Here is a 15361-nt window from a genome sequence, read left to right as displayed (position 1 = left end):
TGCCGCCCGGTTCATCTCCCTGTCGGCCGGTGTACATGGCCGAAACCTTGACAAGTGGCGTGACCACGCAGGAGATTACGCGCGTAGAAATTTGGCGGACATCTGTTCACTGTATTTTCTACGCGCGTTGCAGTCCGACCGGGCATGACCGACCGGTCCCACGCTCCATCCTGCTTTTCACCCTCGTCCCGGCACCCACGCATGTCCCCGGAGGGATCCCGTTGCCGAGCAAGAAGTCCGCGCGTCTCGCCGCGCTCACCGTCGCCGCCGTCTGTTCCGCGGCGTCCACCGTCATTCTCACGGCGCCCGCGCACGCCGACTCCATGCGCATCCATGACGTCCAGGGCAGTACTCGAATATCCCCGTACGCCGGCAAGCAGGTCACGGACGTGGCCGGAATCGTCACCGGCGTACGCACCTACGGGTCGTCCAGAGGCTTCTGGATCCAGGACCCGACCCCGGACGACAACCCGGCCACCAGCGAGGGCGTCTTCGTCTTCACCAGCTCCAACCCGAAGGTCGCCGTCGGCGACTCGGTCCTGGTCTCGGGCACGGTCTCGGAGTACGTCCCGGGCGGCGCCTCCTCCGGCAACCAGTCTCTGACCGAGATCACCAAGCCGGTGATCACCGTCGTCTCCAGCGGCAACGCCGTCCCGGCCGCCAAGGTGATCGACGCGAAGTCGGTGCCGGCCGCCTACAGCCCCGAGGGCGACACCGCCGCCGGCGGCTCCGTCAACGGCCTGACCCTGGAGCCCGGGAAGTACGCCCTGGACTACTACGAGTCCCTCGAGGGCGAGAACGTCCAGGTCGCCGACACCCGCGTGGTCGGCGCCACCGACCCGTACACCGAGCTGTGGGTCACGGTGAAGCCGTGGGAGAACCGCAACCGCCGCGGCGGCACGGTCTACGGCACGTACGACTCCCAGAACACCGGTCGGCTGCAGATCCAGTCCCTGGGCAAGCCCGCCGACTTCCCCACCGCGAACGTCGGTGACGTCCTTCAGGGCGCCACCTCGGGCCCGCTGGACTACAACCAGTTCGGCGGTTACACCCTGGTCGCCAACCAGCTCGGCACGCTGAAGAGCGCCGGTCTGAAGAAGGAGGCCACGCAGAAGCAGTCGCGCGGCGAGCTGGCGGTCGCCACGTACAACGTGGAGAACCTGGACCCGTCCGACGCCACGTTCGCCGAGCACGCGTCCGCGATCGTGAACAACCTCCAGTCGCCCGACATCGTGTCCCTGGAGGAGATCCAGGACAACAACGGCGCGACGAACGACGGCACGGTCGCCGCCGACCAGACGATGACCAAGCTGATCGACGCGATCGTGGCCGCGGGCGGCCCGACGTACGACTGGCGCTCGATCGACCCGGTGAACAACGCCGACGGCGGCGAGCCGGGCGGCAACATCCGCCAGGTGTTCCTGTTCAACCCGGAGCGGGTGTCCTTCACCGACCGTGCGGGCGGCGACGCCACGACCGCCGTCGGTGTGACGAAGGTGCGCGGCAAGGCCGCCCTGACCCTCTCCCCCGGCCGGATCGACCCGGCGAACGCGGCCTTCGGCAGCAGCCGCAAGCCGCTGGTCGGCGAGTTCGTCTTCCGCGGCAAGACCGTCTTCGTGATCGCCAACCACCTCAACTCCAAGGGCGGCGACCAGGGTCTGACGGCGCAGTACCAGCCGCCGAGCCGCAGCTCCGAGGTGCAGCGCCACGCGCAGGCCACGGCGATCCACTCGTTCGTCAAGGATGTCCTCGACACGCAGAAGAACGCGGACGTCATCGCCCTCGGCGACATCAACGACTTCGAGTTCTCCGACACCGTGAAGATCCTCGAAGGCGACGGCGAGCTGTGGTCGGCGATCAAGTCGCTGCCCAGGAGCGAGCGTTACTCCTACGTCTACCAGGGCAACGCCCAGACGCTGGACCAGATCCTGGTCAGCCCGTCGATCCGGCGCGGCTGCGACTTCGAGTACGACAGCGTGCACATCAACTCGGAGTTCAACGACCAGATCAGCGACCACGACCCGCAGGTGCTGCGCTTCCGCCCGTAACCTCCGGTGCGGCTCAGGGCTGGCTGAACACGCCGTTCAGCCAGCCCTTCCACATGTCCTCGTCCGCCGCGGCGTCGGCGCCGGGCGCGAAGTCGTGGACCGACATGCCGACCATGTAGCCCCAGTGGTTGCGGCCGAAGAAGCGGATGAGCGCGTCGTCCGTGCGCAGCCCGAGGAAGTACGGGTTGCGGAAGTCGACGACGGCGTCCAGGACCTGCCCCTTCGGACCGCGCACCTGCACGCTCGCGCCCTGCGCGGTGTCGTCGGCGAGACCGAGCGCACGGCCCACGGTGACGAACGCGTCGGCCGCCTTGGACGCCTCGGGCCCGTCGAAGGTGGCGAAGGCGGTGACCGGGCGGCCCCGGAAGCGGGTGAGGTACTGGCGCAGGGTGTGCAGATAGAACTCGGTGTGCCGGTTGGCGCCGTCGTACTGGTTGTCCCAGTCGTCGACGAAGATGCCGCTGTGCACGTAGCGCACCCAGGCGCGGCGGCCCTCGTCGCGGGGCTCGATGGTGTAGTCGAGCTGGTTGAGGGTCTGCTCGGAGATGCCGTCGACGTTCTCGACGCGGTTGGTGTAGTGGTGCGGAGGGTCCCAGGCGGTCACGGTGGAGCCGAAGGGTCCCTTGCCGCCGACACGCGGCTCGGGTGCCTCCATCGGCCACAGCCAGCCGCCGGTGCCGGCGGTCACGGCCTCCCACACCTCCTGGGGCGTGGCGTCGACCTCGAACTCGTCGGCGATCTCGAATTCCTTGGACATGGTGGGCTCCTGGTACTACGGGTTCAGTTCCGGGGTTTCCGTCGCCTCGGGGGTGGCCGACGGGGGTTTGACCGTGGGGTGGACGGCGACGACGATCCGGTGATCGCGGCCGCCCTCGGCGCCGGGCGCGTCGTACTTGCGGATCAGCGCGCTCACTCCGGCCGTCAACTCCTCGATGAACGCCGCCCGTTCGGCGGCCGAGGCGAAGCGGACCTCGCCGTCCAGCGCGTAGGTCGCCAGCCGCTTGCGGGCCTTGGCCGCGCCGGTGATCAGCGAACCGACGTCCCGTACGAGGCGGGCGCCCAGCGCGAGCAGCCAGCGGGCCGAGAGCTGGTCGCGGAAGCGGTCCGGGTCCGGCTGCACCGATGCGAGCGCGAGCGGTGAGATCACGTACGACGCGGCGGTCGCCCGCATCAGCCGCTCGGTGACATTGCCCTTGCGGCGCTCGCCGGCCAGCTCGACCAGGCCGTGCCGCTCCAGTGCCTTGAGGTGGTAGTTCACCTTCTGCCTGGGCAGCCCGACCTTGCCCGCCAGCATGGCGGCCGACGCGGGGCCGGCCGCCAGTTCGGCGAGCAGCCGGGCCCTTATGGGGTCCAGGGAGACGGCTGCGGCCTCGGGGTCCTCGATCACGGTGACGTCCAGCATGGGTCCACCGTCTCACCGAAAACTTTTTTTGTCCAGGATGCTGAAGTTTTCGGTGGCGTCGGTCGGGAACGGGTTCAGCCGGGGATCAGCCCGAGGGCGTACTCGTACCGGCTGACCGTGCTGCTCTTCAGCCCCGGCCAGGTCTGCACCCGCTCCCACTGCTCCCGCGCCGAGCCGATCCCGTCGCCCGGGGCGGCGAGGGCGTCGATGTGGGCCTGGGCGCTCTCCCACTCGGCGTAGTTGAGGACCCGGTTGCCGTCGGTGCCGAGGTGGAAGTGGCCGGAGATGCCGCCGGGGTGGGGGTCGGGCTCGGACTCCAGTGCCTCGACGACGGCGTCCACCCAGGCGCGGCGGCTGTCGGCGGCGGATTCCTCGAACTCGATCTCGACGATCACGATGCAGCCCGGGACACGGGTGTCGTCCGGCCGGCGGACGCTGCGGTAGTGGCGGTAGCGGTCGAGCCGGAGCCGTTCGATGCCCGGCACGACGGTGTCGATCTCGTCGACGCGCTCCTGCCGGTGTGTCTTGACGAAGGCCTCGTAGGCCTGCTCGCTCCTCCACTGCGAGTGGTGCAGGAGGGTGGAGGCGTCGTGGCCGGTGTAGACGTAGTAGCCGAGCAGCCCGTCGGAGGGCCAGGGGCGGCGTTCCCAGGTGGCCCCGATCGCCTCGACGGTCTGCCGTTGCCGCAGCGGGGTGCCCACGCTCCACGTGCTGAAGAAGGGGGCACCGGCCTCGGGGCGGGTGAGGTCGGGGTGGGCGTCGGTGCGACGGGTCATGGCGGCCTCCAGGGCTCGGCGGTCGGTGTGCGCACCGATCACCCTTCGCCCTCAAGCGGACTTGAGGTCAAGTGGGCTCTGGAGGGGGCGGGTTGTCGCATTCGGACGGTGGTTCCGGGGATGGCGGATTGCCATCCCGGGACGGTGGTTCCGAGGGCGGCGGGCTCTCGCCCCGGACGGCGGTCCCAGGAGCGGCGGGCTCTCGGCCCGGACGGCGGGTCCGGGGACGGCGAGTTGTCGTCCCCGGACAACGTGTCCCGGGGACGGCCGGCCCGGTACACGGCGGTGCGGGGGCGGAGACCCTGCCGCGTGCCTCCGCTCCCGCACCACGTCTGCGACCCCGCCGGGGCCGGCGTCCCAACCGGACCCGGCGGGGCCGCCGTCTCAGCGGCGGCGTCCGCCGCGCCTGCGGCGCAGCACCGAGGCCGCGACCAGCGCTCCGACCGCCGCACCGGCCACCAGCACGGGCCGGGGGTGCCGCAGGCCGGCCCGGACGACCGTGCCGAGCGGGCGCGGTGCGCCGTGCTCCGCCGCATGGCCCGCTTCGGTCGCCTTGTCCTGGACGGTGTGACCGGCGCGGGTGGCCCGGTCCTGGACCGTGTGGCCGGCCTTGGTCGCCCGGTCCTGGACGACGTGCCCCGCGCGTGTCGCCTTGTCCTGCATCGCGTGGCCGGCCTGGGCGGCGCTGCTGCGCAGTTGCACGGTCATCGCGCCCGCCTTGTCCTTCAGGTCGGCGGCGCGGGCCATGGCCCGGCCCTTCAGATCGGCCTTCTCCATCAACTCGGCCACGGTGTCGCCGAGTTCGCCGCGCGTCCGCTCGATCTGGTCACGCAGCTCCTCGGCCCCGTCGGCGGCCTTCGCGGCGGAGCCGTGCATGTCCCCCGCAGTCCTGTCCGTCATCGGTGCGCCCTTTCCTTGATCTCCTCGACGTCCGTCCTGACGCTGCCGAGAGCCTCCTCGGGCGTGGGAGGCGCGGCCCGGCGCAGCTGGGCGCGGCCGGTCGCCGCGAGCACAGCCGCGAGCGCGAACAGCACCCCGGTCACGATGAGCGCGGCGGCCCACAGGGACATCGTCAGCGAGAGGGCGGCGGTGGCGGCCGCGGCCAGGAAGAGCAGCCCGGCGTACGCGACGGCACCCGCCGCGCCCAGCAGTCCGCCGCCGCGACCGGCCCGCCGGCCCTTCTGCGCCAACTCCTCCTTGGCGAGGGCGACTTCCTGTCGTACGAGTCGGGAGAGCTGTTCGCCTGCCTGTGCGACGAGTTCGCCCACTGAGTGGTGCTCCTCGCGCACCGGTTCGGGGGCCATGGTCCCGGTCACGGTGTTCCGCCTCCTCTCGGTTCGGAACTCCCGGGTACCCGGCCCTGCCCCCGCTATCCCTCCCTTCCGCTTCCCGGTCCGTGCTCACCCAGCCGGGCCAGCTGAGCCTGGAACCAGTCGAGGCGGGCCTGCAACAACGCGGCCTCCGCGGTGAGTTCGGGAACGCCGAGCTCCTCGACGACGCCGAGGTCGCCCGGCGCCACGGCCACCGCCCTGCCCGCGACCACCCGCAGCCCCTCCCCGGCCAGCCGGGCGAACCCCGCGAGCGAGATGGACGTACGGCCGCGCAGACAGCCCCCGCAGGACGGGGCGAGCTCCCGCCAGCCGGGGCGGCCCCGGCCGCTGTCGGCCAGCGCCGCGGCGACCGTGCCGCAGGCGCACGGGCCGACCGTGGCGATGCGCACCCGCTGACGGGCGTAGCGGAAGCCGCGTTCGAAGCGGAGGTAGCGGCCGAGCACGGTCACTTCGAGCAGCACGGCCGTCCGGTGCTCGGCCGTGCACAGCAGCCCTTCGGCCGTCGTGCGGTCGTGCACGCAGTGGAAGCCGCAGTCGCAGCGGCGGCTCGGCGACCGGTGCCTGAAGCCGTAGACGCAGGACGCGTCGGCCAGGACCCCGTACGGCAGCGCGCCGCCCAGCGACACGCCGGTGAACCCGGCCCGGGTGCCGTCCTGGGACAGCATCGGGTGGGCGATCTTGTATCCGATCGGCGGCTCCGTCGGGCGTTCCTCGGGCAGCCGCAGCCTCATCGGGCGGCCGGAACCTCTTCGGACTCGGACTCGGACTCGGACTCGGACTCGGACGCGGGCGGCTCGATGCCGCGGATCTCGTCGGCGAGTTCGAGTTCTTCGTCGTGGGTCTGCGGCCGCTCTTCAGCGACGCCGGTGGCGAGTGCCTTGCCGAGCTTCATGACGCCTCCAGGACCAGGGGTCGTTGACCGTCCTGGCCATGGTGACCCATGACGCCCGGATTTGGACATAGGGCATACGGCCGCCTATCGCGCCCCCAGCGCCCGCGCCACCGCGTCCCTGACCTCCCGCTCCGCGGGGGCCGGCCGGCCCTGTTCGGCGGCGAGTTCGGCGAGCGAGGTCATGGCGACGCCGGGCAGTCCGCACGCCACGAACCTGGTGAACTCGACCAGGTCGGAGGTGATGTTGAGCGCGAAGCCGTGGCTGGTCACGCCGCCCCTGATCCGCATGCCGATCGACACCAGCTTGCGCCCGTCCGGCGTCCAGACCCCGACGAGCGACTGGGCGCCGGGCGGGGTGTCCCGGCGTACCGTCTCGAAGCCGAGGTCTGCGCAGGCGGCGATCAGGCCGTTCTCCACCCGGCGCACGATGTCGCCGGGCCCGCGCTCGCGCAGATTCAGCACGAGGTAGCCGATGAGCTGGCCGGGGCCGTGGTAGGTGGCCTGGCCGCCGCGGTCGACGGGGACGAGCGGGACCGTCAGGCCCGCGGGCAGCTCGGCGGGCGGGGTGCGGGAGCCGTAGGTGATGACGGGCGGGTGACTGAGGAGCGCGAGCCGGTCCGGGATCTCGCCGGCGCGGCGCCGCGCGACCCAGTCGGTCATGTCCCGCACGGCGTCCTCGTAGGGGACTTCGCCGAGGTCGACGCGCTCTACGCAGTCAACGGCCCTCATGTCGCAGGACTCCTTATCAATACCTGGTAGAAGAATTAAGTGGAGCTACGCGATCGCCCTGCCGAGACTACTCCCATGACGACTGCCGACGCCCCCGCCGCATCCCCGCCGTTCGGCCGCGCCCTGTGCGCCATGATCACGCCCTTCACCCGGGCGGGGGCACTGGACCTCGACGGTGCGCAACGGCTCGCCGCCCGGCTGGTGGACGAGGGCTGCGACGGCCTGGTGCTCTCCGGCACGACGGGCGAGTCGCCGACCACGACGGACGCGGAGAAGTCGGAGCTGGTCCGGGCCGTCCGGGAGGCCGTGGGCGAGCGGGCGTCGATCGTCGCGGGCGTGGGCACCTTCGACACCCGGCACACCGTCGAGCTGGCCCTGGCGGCCGAAAAGGCGGGCGCGGACGGCCTGTTGGTGGTCACGCCGTACTACAGCAGGCCCCCGCAGGACGCGGTCGAGGCGCACTTCCGCGAGATCGCCGACGCGGCGGGGCTGCCGGTCGCGCTGTACGACATCCCCGGCCGCACCGGCACGCGCATCGAGCCGGAAACGCTGATCCGGCTCGCCGAGCACCCCCGGATCGTCGCGGTGAAGGACTGTTCCTACGACTTCCTCGGCACCCAGAAGGTGCTGGCCCGCACGGAGTTGGCGTACTACGCGGGGTGCGACGAGCACAATCTGGCGCTGTACGCGGTGGGCGGCACCGGCTACATCAGTACGGTCGCCAACGTGGTCCCCGCCCGGCTCCGGGCGGTACTGGACGCGTTCGAGGCGGGCGACACCCCCGTGGCCGCCCACCTCCAGCAACGTGCGACGCCGCTCATCGAGTTGATGATGGCGGCGGGACTGCCCGGCGCGGTCACCGCCAAGGCCGTACTCAATGAGCTCGGCCTGCCCGCGGGTCCCGTCCGTACGCCGCTGCGGCCCGCCGACCGCGAGGCGGTCGACGGGCTGCTGGCGGCGTACGAGGAGCTCGTCACCGACTGATCGGCGCCGGCTCGGTCAGCGCTGGGCGAAGACGGGCTCCCAGCGACCCGCGTCCCCGTCATTGCCCTTGCGGAAGCCGCTGAGGGGAACGGTCTTGTCGCTGCCGATGGTGACCTTGACCAGCCGCCCGTGGAACTCGTTCTTGCTGTCCTCCGCGATGTCCCAGGCGATCAGCGACTTGTCGCCGACCCAGGCGAGCAGCTGCTGACCGCGCACCTCGGTCTTCTCGCCGGTGAGGGCGTCGAGGACCCAGGACGACGTCTTCCACTTCTCGCCCGCGAACTGACCGGCGACGAGGGTGCCACTGGGCGAAACCCCCGCGTCGACGTACCACTCCAGGTACTTCTGGTTCGCCGGTACGGCGACCTCGGTGCCCTTGAGGTCGTAGAAATACTTGCCGGGCTCCTCGGGGGTCCCCGCCCAGACATACCGGCCGTCGGGGCTCATCGCGAAGTCCTGGCGGGAGTTGATGAAGCCGCCGAGTGGGTCGTTCGGGTCGGTCTCGATCTTCACCTCGCTCCAGGCGCCCTGCCCGGAGGCCACGTCGAGGACGTAGAAACCGGTGCGGCTCGTCGGCTCCTTCTGCTGCCAGGTGTCCGACCCCTGCAACTTGACCAGCTGGTCGGGGTTCTCGCTGTAGGTCGTCGCGACCAGCTTGAGTCCGTCCCGTGAGAAGGCGAGCCCGGCGACGTCGTGGTCGACCTGGATCCACCGCTGGATCTTGCCGGTGGCCAGGTCGAGCAGGCCGATCCGCGAGGCGGGCAGGTCCCGCTCCAGTACGGCGGCGGTCTTCAGGCCGGGGGCGACGGCGACGTAGGACCACTTGGTGGCCTTCACGTACTTCTCGGTCCTCGGGTCGAGCAGCCAGTAGTCACGGACGGATTCGGCCTGGTTCGCCGAGTGCTTGACCTTCCTGGGCACGTAGTAGGCGGCCATCACCGTGTCGGCGACCGACACCACGTCACGCGGCGGCGACTGGTCCGTGCGCGCGTTGACACTGTCCCGCCGCACGACATCCGCGGGCCGGATGTCGTCCTTCCCGGAGTCCAGCATCGGCACCACCACGGCCACGCCCACCACGGCGGCGGTGGCTGCGGCGGCGCAGGCCAGCCTGCGGACCCCTCGGCGCCGGCGGGCCACCAGGACCCGGTCGGCGAAGTCCGGCCCGGCCGGCGTCTGTTCAGCGGCCTGCTCCCGCAGGGAGTCACGCACGAGTTCCTCGACGTTCACGGTCGTACCTCCACGGGCGAGTGATCACGGGGCAGCCGCGACTCGCTGTCGGCCGGGCTCAGCGCACCCAGCTCCGGCGCGAGTGCGCGCAGTCTGGCCAGTGAGCGGTGGGTCGTGGAGCGTACGGTGCCGACGGTGCAGCCGAGGAGCCGGGCCACGTCGGCCTCGGGGAGGTCCTCGAAGTAGCGCAGCACCAGGACGGTGCGCTGCCGTGCGGTCAGCCGGGCCAGCGCGCCGCGCATCAGCAGCCGCAGCTCGGCCGCCGCCGCACCGTCGGGGCCGGCGGCGGCCTCCGGGGGCTCGGCGACGCTCAGCTCGCGCCGCGGCCACTTCAGTCGCCAGCGGCTGATCTGCTGCCGGTACAGGATCTGCCGTACGTACGCCTCCGGCTCGTCGATGCGATGCCAGCGGTCGGCCGCCTTCATGAGCGCGCTCTGCAGGAGGTCCTCGCCCGCGTGCCGGTCGCCGCCGGACAGCAGGACGGCGGTCTTCAGCAGCGCGGACGACCGGTTCTCCACGAACTCCCGAAAGCTGTCCTGCGCTTCGGCATCCATCGTCACCTTCTCTTCCCCCGGGCGGGCCGGACGCCTGCCGCTCCTGACCCATGTGACGCGTGCGGGTCGCCGCGGCTATGCCTGCTCCCCGGGAAAATCTCACAGGAAAGGGCCGGGACCGTACCGCACCCCTGCGACACGTCCCGGCCCCGGCCCTCGCCCCGTGCGCCCCGTGGGCGTTCAGCCCCAGGTGTACCCGTCGCCGACGAGCAGGAAGTGCTCCAGCACGTCCTCCATGGGGTCGTCCACCTGCCCCACGTTGACCAGCCCGATCCGGGGCCCGTTGTGCGAGCCCGTGTTGGTCTCGTCGGCGTGCGCGTTCCCGGCCGGCAGCCAGCAGGCCGCCCCCGCGGCGATCACCCCGACCACCAGTCGCGCCGCGACCCGGCCCCGTTCGCCCGTCTCCACTCGACCCGTCATCAGCCCTCGGCCCCTCATCTCGTCGTTTCGGCGTGTGATCGGAAACTGCGTCCACCGGTTCATCGGTCCGGACCGCCGGGAGGTCACGAGGAGTAACCCGTACGTGAGCGTGGCGCGCCGCCCCGGTCACGCGAGCGCCCTCCCACGGACCGCGTTCGGTCGGGGGAGGGCGCTCGGCGATGACCGGGGGCCGACGGCTGTCGGCCTGTCGGGGTCGGTCAGTTGTGGCTGTGCAGGATCTCGTTCAGGCCGCCCCAGACCGCGTTGTTCGGGCGGGCCTCGACGGTGCCGGTGACCGAGTTGCGGCGGAAGAGGATGTTGGACGCGCCGGACAGCTCGCGGGCCTTGACGATCTGCCCGTCGGGCATGGTGACGCGGGTGCCGGCCGTGACGTACAGGCCCGCCTCGACGACGCACTCGTCGCCCAGCGCGATGCCGACGCCCGCCTCGGCGCCGACCAGGCAGCGCTCGCCGATGGAGATGATCACGTTGCCGCCGCCGGACAGCGTGCCCATCGTCGAGGCGCCGCCGCCGATGTCGGAGCCGTTGCCGACCACGACGCCCGCGGAGATACGGCCCTCGACCATGGAGGTGCCGAGGGTGCCGGCGTTGAAGTTGACGAAGCCCTCGTGCATGACCGTGGTGCCCTCGGAGAGGTGCGCGCCCAGGCGGACCCGGTCGGCGTCGGCGATGCGGACACCCTTCGGCGCGACGTAGTCCGTCATGCGCGGGAACTTGTCGACCGACGTCACCTGGAGGTGCAGGCCCTCGGCGCGCGCGTTCAGCCGGACCTTCTCCAGGTCGTCGACGGCGACCGGGCCGAGCGAGGTCCAGGCCACGTTGGCGAGGAAGCCGAACTGGCCCTCCAGGTTCACGCCGTGCGGCTTGACCAGGCGGTGCGAGAGCAGGTGCAGGCGCAGGTAGACGTCGTGGGCGTCGATCGGCTTCTCGTCGATCGAGGCGATGACCGTACGGACCGCGACGACCTCGACGCCACGGCGGGCGTCCGGACCGATCGCCTTCGCGGCGCCTTCGCCGAGCAGCTCGACGGCACGGTCGGCGGACAGCCGCTCGCTGCCGGAGGGGCCGGGCTCGGCCACGAGCTCGGGCGCGGGGAACCAGGTGTCGAGAACAGTGCCGTCGGCGGCGATCGTGGCGAGGCCGGCGGCCACGGCGCCGCTGGTGCGAGGAGCAGTCGTGTCGGTCATGAGGGCAACCTAACCGGCCGGGGCACGTCGGGGCTAACTCGGGCACGGGGCGTCTCAGGGTGCGGGCCGCCGGGCGGGTGCTCATACGGGCGCCGGGAACCCTTCGCGTTCTCGGAGACGCCGGTCGGCTGCTCATCCGGGCCCCGGGTCCCGGGTCCCGGGTCCCGGTCCCCGGGGCCCCTCCCGCTCGCGGAGCCCCCGGCGCCCGCGCCTTGCCCGACGTCCGGTGTCAGGGCCGTCGGCCCGCCTCGTTCACCACCGCCTTGACCACGTACGCGTTGCCGCCGACCACTTCGCCGTCCTCGATCGCCCGCTCGCCGACGACCTCGAAGGTCACGGGGTCGAGCAGCCACTCGTCGGCGTGCTTCTCGCCCTCGCGGCCGGGCTCGGGGAACCTGACGGCGACGGCGTACTGGCCGGCCTCGTCCTCGACCAGGTGGTCCACCAGCTCCGCGCCCTTCATCGTGGCCAGTGCGCGGTACAGGCCCGCCAGGCCCTTGGGGGGCTGGACGTAGGCGTCGAGCAGGACCGAGATCTCGGTGTAGTCGTTGCCCTGTTGGGTCAGGCTCTTGTCGTCGACGAGGGCGTTCTCCTCGCGCAGCGCCTCGAGCGTGCCCTCGCCGTCGGCCGGCAGGGTGGCCAGGAAGCGGTACATCTCGCGGGGCGACCGGTCGTCGTACTCGTCGCCGAGCTGTTCGAGGTTCAGCTCGGTCGTCTCGAGTTCGCCCGGGTCATCCGCCCCGGGCCTGGAGTAGGAGGCGAGCTCGGCACCGTCGTAGCGGAGCCATGTCTCCAGCTCGAAGTCCGCGCCGGCGCCCTCCTGCGTCTCCTCGGTGTAGATCCACTGGTCGGCGCGCGGTTCGGCGAGCGGCGGCTGCTTCTCCACCGTCCGTGCCGCGAACTCCAGCAGCTCACGCGCGTTCATCCCCTTCAGATCGAGCCCCGGCGCCGTGGCGGGCGTGCCCTCGCGTCCTGCCCGGTGCCCGCCGGCCAGCAGCGTCGCGGTGATGACGACCGCTGTCACGGCGACGAAGACCGCGGCGATCAGCAGCGGGCTCCGTCGTCCCCATGTCACCCGGCTCCGCCTCGCCGTCAGTGCCGTCTCGACCAGCCGGGCCCGCCCCGGCGCCAGCCGCGCCCGGTCGGCGACGGGGGCATCGGCACGCAGTTCCCGCACCTGGGTCATCTCGTCCACCCTCACGCCACCTCCGCCGTGTCGCTCACGAATGCCGGATCGGCGCCCAGCGCCGTACGTACCTTGCGCCGGGCCCTGTTGAGCCGGGAGCGGACCGTCCCCACCGGGAGGTCCAGTGCCTCGGCGACCTCCTGGTAGGTGAGGTCGGCCCAGGCCACGAGGAGCAGCACATGCCGGTCGCCGGCCGAGAGCGAGGCGAGGGCGTCGGCGAGCGGGCCCTGCGCGGCGACGCGGCTGTCGGTGTCCTCCACCCAGGAAGCGGCGACCGGGTCGTGCCCCGTGCGGGCCAGCGCCCGCAGTGCCCGTACCTCGGCGCGGCGCTGTTTGCCGATGAGGTTGGCGGCGATGCCGTAGAGCCAGGGGCGTGCGCTGGGGCGGGTGCGGTCGTAGCGGGCGCGGATGCGGAAGGCGGTCAGGAAGGTGTCGGCGGTGATGTCGTCGGCCGCCGTCTCCCCGAGTCGCCGGGCCGCGTACCGGTGGATGTCGGGCGCGTAGCGGTCGTAGAGCCGGGCGAACAGCTCGGGCTGTTCGAGCGATCCGGCCACTACGTCGGCGTCGTTCGCCACGCGTTCCGCCTGCGGCGGTGGTCCGCTCACAAGGCCTCCCCCTGTCGTGTCGTCCTGAGCGTGTCACCCCCTGTTCCCCGCGGGGCGGGAAAGAGTTCACGACGGGTCAGAAGCCTTGCCCCACAGGGCACTTCGAGCCGGGCGGGCGGCGAGGCACCGCAGGTCAGGGAATCATCCGGCGCAGCACGTCACGCGCGTACTCCTCGTCGTACGTCGCCTCCGTCAGCAGCACCTGCAAGCAGATGCCGTCCATCAGCGCCACCAGCGCGCGTGCGGTGACGGGGTCGGTGCGGTGGGACAGGCGGTCGGCGAGGTCGTGGGCCCACTCGGCGGCGACCGGGCGCAGGGCGGGGCGGCGCAGCGCGGCGAGGTACAGCTCGTACTCCAGCTCCACGCCCGTGCGGTCGCCCGCGAGCCACTCGCCCATCCAGCCGGCGAGTTCGCCGGCGAGGTCGGTCTCCGGGTCCTCCAGGCCGCCGCGCGAGGCGATGACCTTGGCGAAGCCCTCGTTCGCCTGGCGCAGCGCGGCGACCAGCAGGTCGTCGAGGGTCTTGAAGTGGTACGTCGTCGAGCCGAGCGGCACGTCCGCCTCGGCGGCGACGGTGCGGTGGCTCAGCCCGGCGATGCCCTTCTCGCCCACGACCCGGATCGCGGCGTCGATGATCCGCTGCTGCCGCTCGGGGTCGTAGCGCCGGGCCATCAGTGCGCACCGCCCAGGTTCAGCACGACCACGCCGACGATGATCAGCGCGATGCCGGCGGCCTTGGTGGCCGTCATCCCCTCGCCCATGAACAGGATGCCGATGGTGGCGATGGCGGCGGTGCCGACGCCGGCCCAGATCGCGTAGGCGGTGCCCACCGAGACGGTCTTCAGCGTCTGGGCGAGCAGTGTGAAGGAGAGCAGGTAACCGAGGGCGGTCAGCAGCGAGGGCAGCAGCCGGCTGAAGCCTTCGCTGTATTTCATCGCGGTAGTGGCGGCCACCTCGGCCGCTATGGCTCCGGCGAGCAGCAGGTATCCCATATGTACAAGCGTACACAACGATGCGTACGGTCGTACACAAACCGTCCTGCGCGTGAAACGGCCTCGTGACCCCCCGCTACTGCTTGCGCGCCTGGAAGTTGTCGCGGGCCTGCTCGATGTGCCCGATGTAGCGGTGGGTCCAGTCGCACATGCCGTCGATGGTCACCCGCAGGGCCCGGCCCGGTTCGGTGAGGGTGTACTCGACGCGCGGCGGCACCGTGGGGTGCACGGTCCGCTCGATCAGGCCGTTGCGCTCCAGCATGCGCAGGTTCTGGGTGAGCATCTTGTGGCTGATGCCGTCGACCTCGTCACGCAGCTCGCTGAAGCGCAGGGTGCTGTCCCCGATCGCCTCGATGATCAGCAGCGCCCATTTGTTGGCGATGTCCGTGAAGATCTCCCGGGCCAACGAGTCCGCCCGCGTCACGTCCGCCTGGTCGACCGAGCCGCCGAGCTGCTTGGTACCCATGAGGTTCCCCAGTCACCGAAAAGTGCGTTCTTCCATGTCAGCGTTCACTCTCCTACGGTTTCTGAGTAACCACAAGTGACTACGGAGCCCGTGGCACGCGGCTCGGGCTCGGAGCGCAAGGAGCGGACAGCATGGCCATCACCCTGATGAACCCGGCCGGACTCGTGGAGGTCGACGCCTACCGTCAGGTGGCGATCGCCGGCGGCTCGAAGCTGGTCTTCGTCGCCGGGCAGGTCGCCTGGGACGCGGACGGTGTCACCGTCGGGACGGACGACCTCGCCGCCCAGGTCGAGCAGTGCTACCTCAACGTCGCCACCGCCCTGGCCGCGGCCGGCGCCACCTTCGAGGACGTGGCGAAGCTGAACGTCCACGTCGTGGACTGGACCCCCGACAAGATGCCCCTGCTCATGGAGGGCATCACCCGGGCCGCCGCCAAGTTGGGGGTTGCCCCCGTGCCGCCGGCCACGCTGCTGGGGGTCGCCGCCCTCGACGTGCCGGAGCACCTGGTCGAGGTCGAGGCCACGGCCGTACTCGACTGAC

General features: G+C 71.5%; 20 protein-coding genes. 3 read left to right on the top strand and 17 right to left on the bottom strand.

Features of this window, described 5'->3' with window-relative positions:
• The first annotated feature begins 221 nt into the window (after window positions 1-221).
• Complete coding sequence (locus CP983_RS33155) at window positions 222-2048, top strand: endonuclease/exonuclease/phosphatase family protein (RefSeq protein WP_150503685.1); 1827 nt, start codon at window positions 222-224, stop codon at window positions 2046-2048.
• A gap of 13 nt (window positions 2049-2061) precedes the next feature.
• Here CP983_RS33155 and CP983_RS33150 read toward each other — a convergent pair whose 3' ends face one another.
• From CP983_RS33150 to lipB, 8 genes are all read right to left on the bottom strand, one after another.
• Entirely contained in the window at window positions 2062-2805 is a 744-nt protein-coding gene (locus CP983_RS33150; RefSeq protein WP_150503683.1) for an SRPBCC family protein, read from the bottom strand.
• A 15-nt stretch (window positions 2806-2820) separates the two neighbouring features.
• On the bottom strand, window positions 2821-3450 hold the full coding sequence (locus CP983_RS33145) for an ArsR/SmtB family transcription factor (protein ID WP_037865611.1): 630 nt from the start codon (window positions 3448-3450) through the stop codon (window positions 2821-2823).
• 74 nt (window positions 3451-3524) lie between these two features.
• Window positions 3525-4226: an antibiotic biosynthesis monooxygenase gene (locus CP983_RS33140; RefSeq protein ID WP_150503681.1), complete on the bottom strand. Its 702-nt coding sequence runs from the start codon at window positions 4224-4226 to the stop codon at window positions 3525-3527.
• A gap of 384 nt (window positions 4227-4610) precedes the next feature.
• Window positions 4611-5126, bottom strand: coding sequence for a DUF3618 domain-containing protein (locus tag CP983_RS33135; RefSeq protein ID WP_150503679.1), 516 nt, complete (start codon window positions 5124-5126; stop codon window positions 4611-4613).
• Window positions 5123-5542, bottom strand: a complete 420-nt coding sequence (locus CP983_RS33130) for a phage holin family protein (protein ID WP_107907210.1) — start codon at window positions 5540-5542, stop codon at window positions 5123-5125. Before CP983_RS33130 ends, CP983_RS33135 begins: the two co-directional genes overlap by 4 nt.
• A gap of 53 nt (window positions 5543-5595) precedes the next feature.
• Window positions 5596-6288 carry a hypothetical protein gene (locus tag CP983_RS33125; protein WP_150503677.1) on the bottom strand — a complete coding sequence of 231 codons (693 nt, stop codon included), beginning with the start codon at window positions 6286-6288 and terminating at the stop codon, window positions 5596-5598.
• Window positions 6285-6449 (bottom strand): hypothetical protein, encoded by a 165-nt coding sequence (locus CP983_RS44145; protein WP_167537800.1) that lies wholly within the window; start codon window positions 6447-6449, stop codon window positions 6285-6287. The genes CP983_RS33125 and CP983_RS44145 overlap by 4 nt, the downstream gene beginning before the upstream one ends.
• An 84-nt stretch (window positions 6450-6533) precedes the next feature.
• On the bottom strand, window positions 6534-7178 hold the full coding sequence (lipB, locus tag CP983_RS33120) for a lipoyl(octanoyl) transferase LipB (protein ID WP_150503675.1): 645 nt from the start codon (window positions 7176-7178) through the stop codon (window positions 6534-6536).
• Between the two features lie 75 nt (window positions 7179-7253).
• Here lipB and dapA point away from each other — a divergent pair, with 75 nt between their 5' ends.
• Window positions 7254-8162, top strand: a complete 909-nt coding sequence (gene dapA / locus CP983_RS33115; protein ID WP_150503673.1) for a 4-hydroxy-tetrahydrodipicolinate synthase — start codon at window positions 7254-7256, stop codon at window positions 8160-8162.
• Window positions 8163-8177: 15 nt separating this feature from the next.
• Here the strand turns inward: dapA and CP983_RS33110 are convergent, their stop codons facing one another.
• The 9 genes from CP983_RS33110 to CP983_RS33070 form a co-directional block, all read right to left on the bottom strand.
• Window positions 8178-9392, bottom strand: coding sequence for an SMP-30/gluconolactonase/LRE family protein (locus tag CP983_RS33110; protein WP_150503671.1), 1215 nt, complete (start codon window positions 9390-9392; stop codon window positions 8178-8180).
• A complete protein-coding gene (locus CP983_RS33105) occupies window positions 9389-9946 on the bottom strand; it encodes a SigE family RNA polymerase sigma factor (RefSeq protein ID WP_150503670.1) in 558 nt (185 codons plus the stop codon). Before CP983_RS33105 ends, CP983_RS33110 begins: the two co-directional genes overlap by 4 nt.
• Window positions 9947-10126: 180 nt before the next feature.
• Window positions 10127-10366, bottom strand: a complete 240-nt coding sequence (locus CP983_RS33100) for a hypothetical protein (RefSeq protein WP_107907206.1) — start codon at window positions 10364-10366, stop codon at window positions 10127-10129.
• Window positions 10367-10584: 218 nt separating this feature from the next.
• On the bottom strand, window positions 10585-11574 hold the full coding sequence (gene dapD / locus CP983_RS33095) for a 2,3,4,5-tetrahydropyridine-2,6-dicarboxylate N-succinyltransferase (RefSeq protein ID WP_150503668.1): 990 nt from the start codon (window positions 11572-11574) through the stop codon (window positions 10585-10587).
• Window positions 11575-11803: 229 nt separating this feature from the next.
• Window positions 11804-12760: a CU044_5270 family protein gene (locus CP983_RS33090; RefSeq protein WP_229914984.1), complete on the bottom strand. Its 957-nt coding sequence runs from the start codon at window positions 12758-12760 to the stop codon at window positions 11804-11806.
• A gap of 11 nt (window positions 12761-12771) precedes the next feature.
• On the bottom strand, window positions 12772-13365 hold the full coding sequence (locus CP983_RS33085) for an RNA polymerase sigma factor (RefSeq protein ID WP_150503664.1): 594 nt from the start codon (window positions 13363-13365) through the stop codon (window positions 12772-12774).
• A gap of 133 nt (window positions 13366-13498) precedes the next feature.
• Window positions 13499-14035, bottom strand: a complete 537-nt coding sequence (locus tag CP983_RS33080) for a TetR/AcrR family transcriptional regulator (protein WP_150503662.1) — start codon at window positions 14033-14035, stop codon at window positions 13499-13501.
• Window positions 14035-14355, bottom strand: a complete 321-nt coding sequence (locus tag CP983_RS33075) for a DMT family transporter (protein ID WP_030958368.1) — start codon at window positions 14353-14355, stop codon at window positions 14035-14037. The genes CP983_RS33080 and CP983_RS33075 overlap by 1 nt, the downstream gene beginning before the upstream one ends.
• Before the next feature lie 76 nt (window positions 14356-14431).
• Window positions 14432-14821, bottom strand: a complete 390-nt coding sequence (locus CP983_RS33070; RefSeq protein WP_150503660.1) for a winged helix-turn-helix transcriptional regulator — start codon at window positions 14819-14821, stop codon at window positions 14432-14434.
• Window positions 14822-14952: 131 nt separating this feature from the next.
• On the opposite strand from CP983_RS33070, the gene CP983_RS33065 reads away from it, so the two are divergent.
• The gene (locus CP983_RS33065; protein ID WP_107907200.1) at window positions 14953-15360 is read left to right on the top strand and encodes a RidA family protein; all 408 of its coding nucleotides are present in this window, start codon (window positions 14953-14955) and stop codon (window positions 15358-15360) included.
• Window position 15361: the final 1 nt, after the last annotated feature.

Origin of the sequence: Streptomyces chartreusis (genome assembly GCF_008704715.1) — a bacterium.
GTDB lineage: Bacteria > Actinomycetota > Actinomycetes > Streptomycetales > Streptomycetaceae > Streptomyces > Streptomyces chartreusis.
This window is presented reverse-complemented; position numbering and strand designations above follow the sequence as displayed.

Bases quoted from the DNA above. Each gene is read 5' to 3' on its own strand.
- CP983_RS33150 (WP_150503683.1), bottom strand. From the start codon at position 2,805: ATGTCCAAGGAATTCGAGATCGCCGACGAGTTCGAGGTCGACGCCACG.
- CP983_RS33145 (WP_037865611.1), bottom strand. From the start codon at position 3,450: ATGCTGGACGTCACCGTGATCGAGGACCCCGAGGCCGCAGCCGTCTCC.
- CP983_RS33140 (WP_150503681.1), bottom strand. From the start codon at position 4,226: ATGACCCGTCGCACCGACGCCCACCCCGACCTCACCCGCCCCGAGGCC.
- CP983_RS33135 (WP_150503679.1), bottom strand. From the start codon at position 5,126: ATGACGGACAGGACTGCGGGGGACATGCACGGCTCCGCCGCGAAGGCC.
- CP983_RS33125 (WP_150503677.1), bottom strand. From the start codon at position 6,288: ATGAGGCTGCGGCTGCCCGAGGAACGCCCGACGGAGCCGCCGATCGGA.
- CP983_RS44145 (WP_167537800.1), bottom strand. From the start codon at position 6,449: ATGAAGCTCGGCAAGGCACTCGCCACCGGCGTCGCTGAAGAGCGGCCG.
- lipB (WP_150503675.1), bottom strand. From the start codon at position 7,178: ATGAGGGCCGTTGACTGCGTAGAGCGCGTCGACCTCGGCGAAGTCCCC.
- dapA (WP_150503673.1), top strand. From the start codon at position 7,254: ATGACGACTGCCGACGCCCCCGCCGCATCCCCGCCGTTCGGCCGCGCC.
- CP983_RS33105 (WP_150503670.1), bottom strand. From the start codon at position 9,946: ATGGATGCCGAAGCGCAGGACAGCTTTCGGGAGTTCGTGGAGAACCGG.
- CP983_RS33100 (WP_107907206.1), bottom strand. From the start codon at position 10,366: ATGACGGGTCGAGTGGAGACGGGCGAACGGGGCCGGGTCGCGGCGCGA.
- dapD (WP_150503668.1), bottom strand. From the start codon at position 11,574: ATGACCGACACGACTGCTCCTCGCACCAGCGGCGCCGTGGCCGCCGGC.
- CP983_RS33090 (WP_229914984.1), bottom strand. From the start codon at position 12,760: ATGACCCAGGTGCGGGAACTGCGTGCCGATGCCCCCGTCGCCGACCGG.
- CP983_RS33080 (WP_150503662.1), bottom strand. From the start codon at position 14,035: ATGGCCCGGCGCTACGACCCCGAGCGGCAGCAGCGGATCATCGACGCC.
- CP983_RS33075 (WP_030958368.1), bottom strand. From the start codon at position 14,355: ATGGGATACCTGCTGCTCGCCGGAGCCATAGCGGCCGAGGTGGCCGCC.
- CP983_RS33070 (WP_150503660.1), bottom strand. From the start codon at position 14,821: ATGGGTACCAAGCAGCTCGGCGGCTCGGTCGACCAGGCGGACGTGACG.
- CP983_RS33065 (WP_107907200.1), top strand. From the start codon at position 14,953: ATGGCCATCACCCTGATGAACCCGGCCGGACTCGTGGAGGTCGACGCC.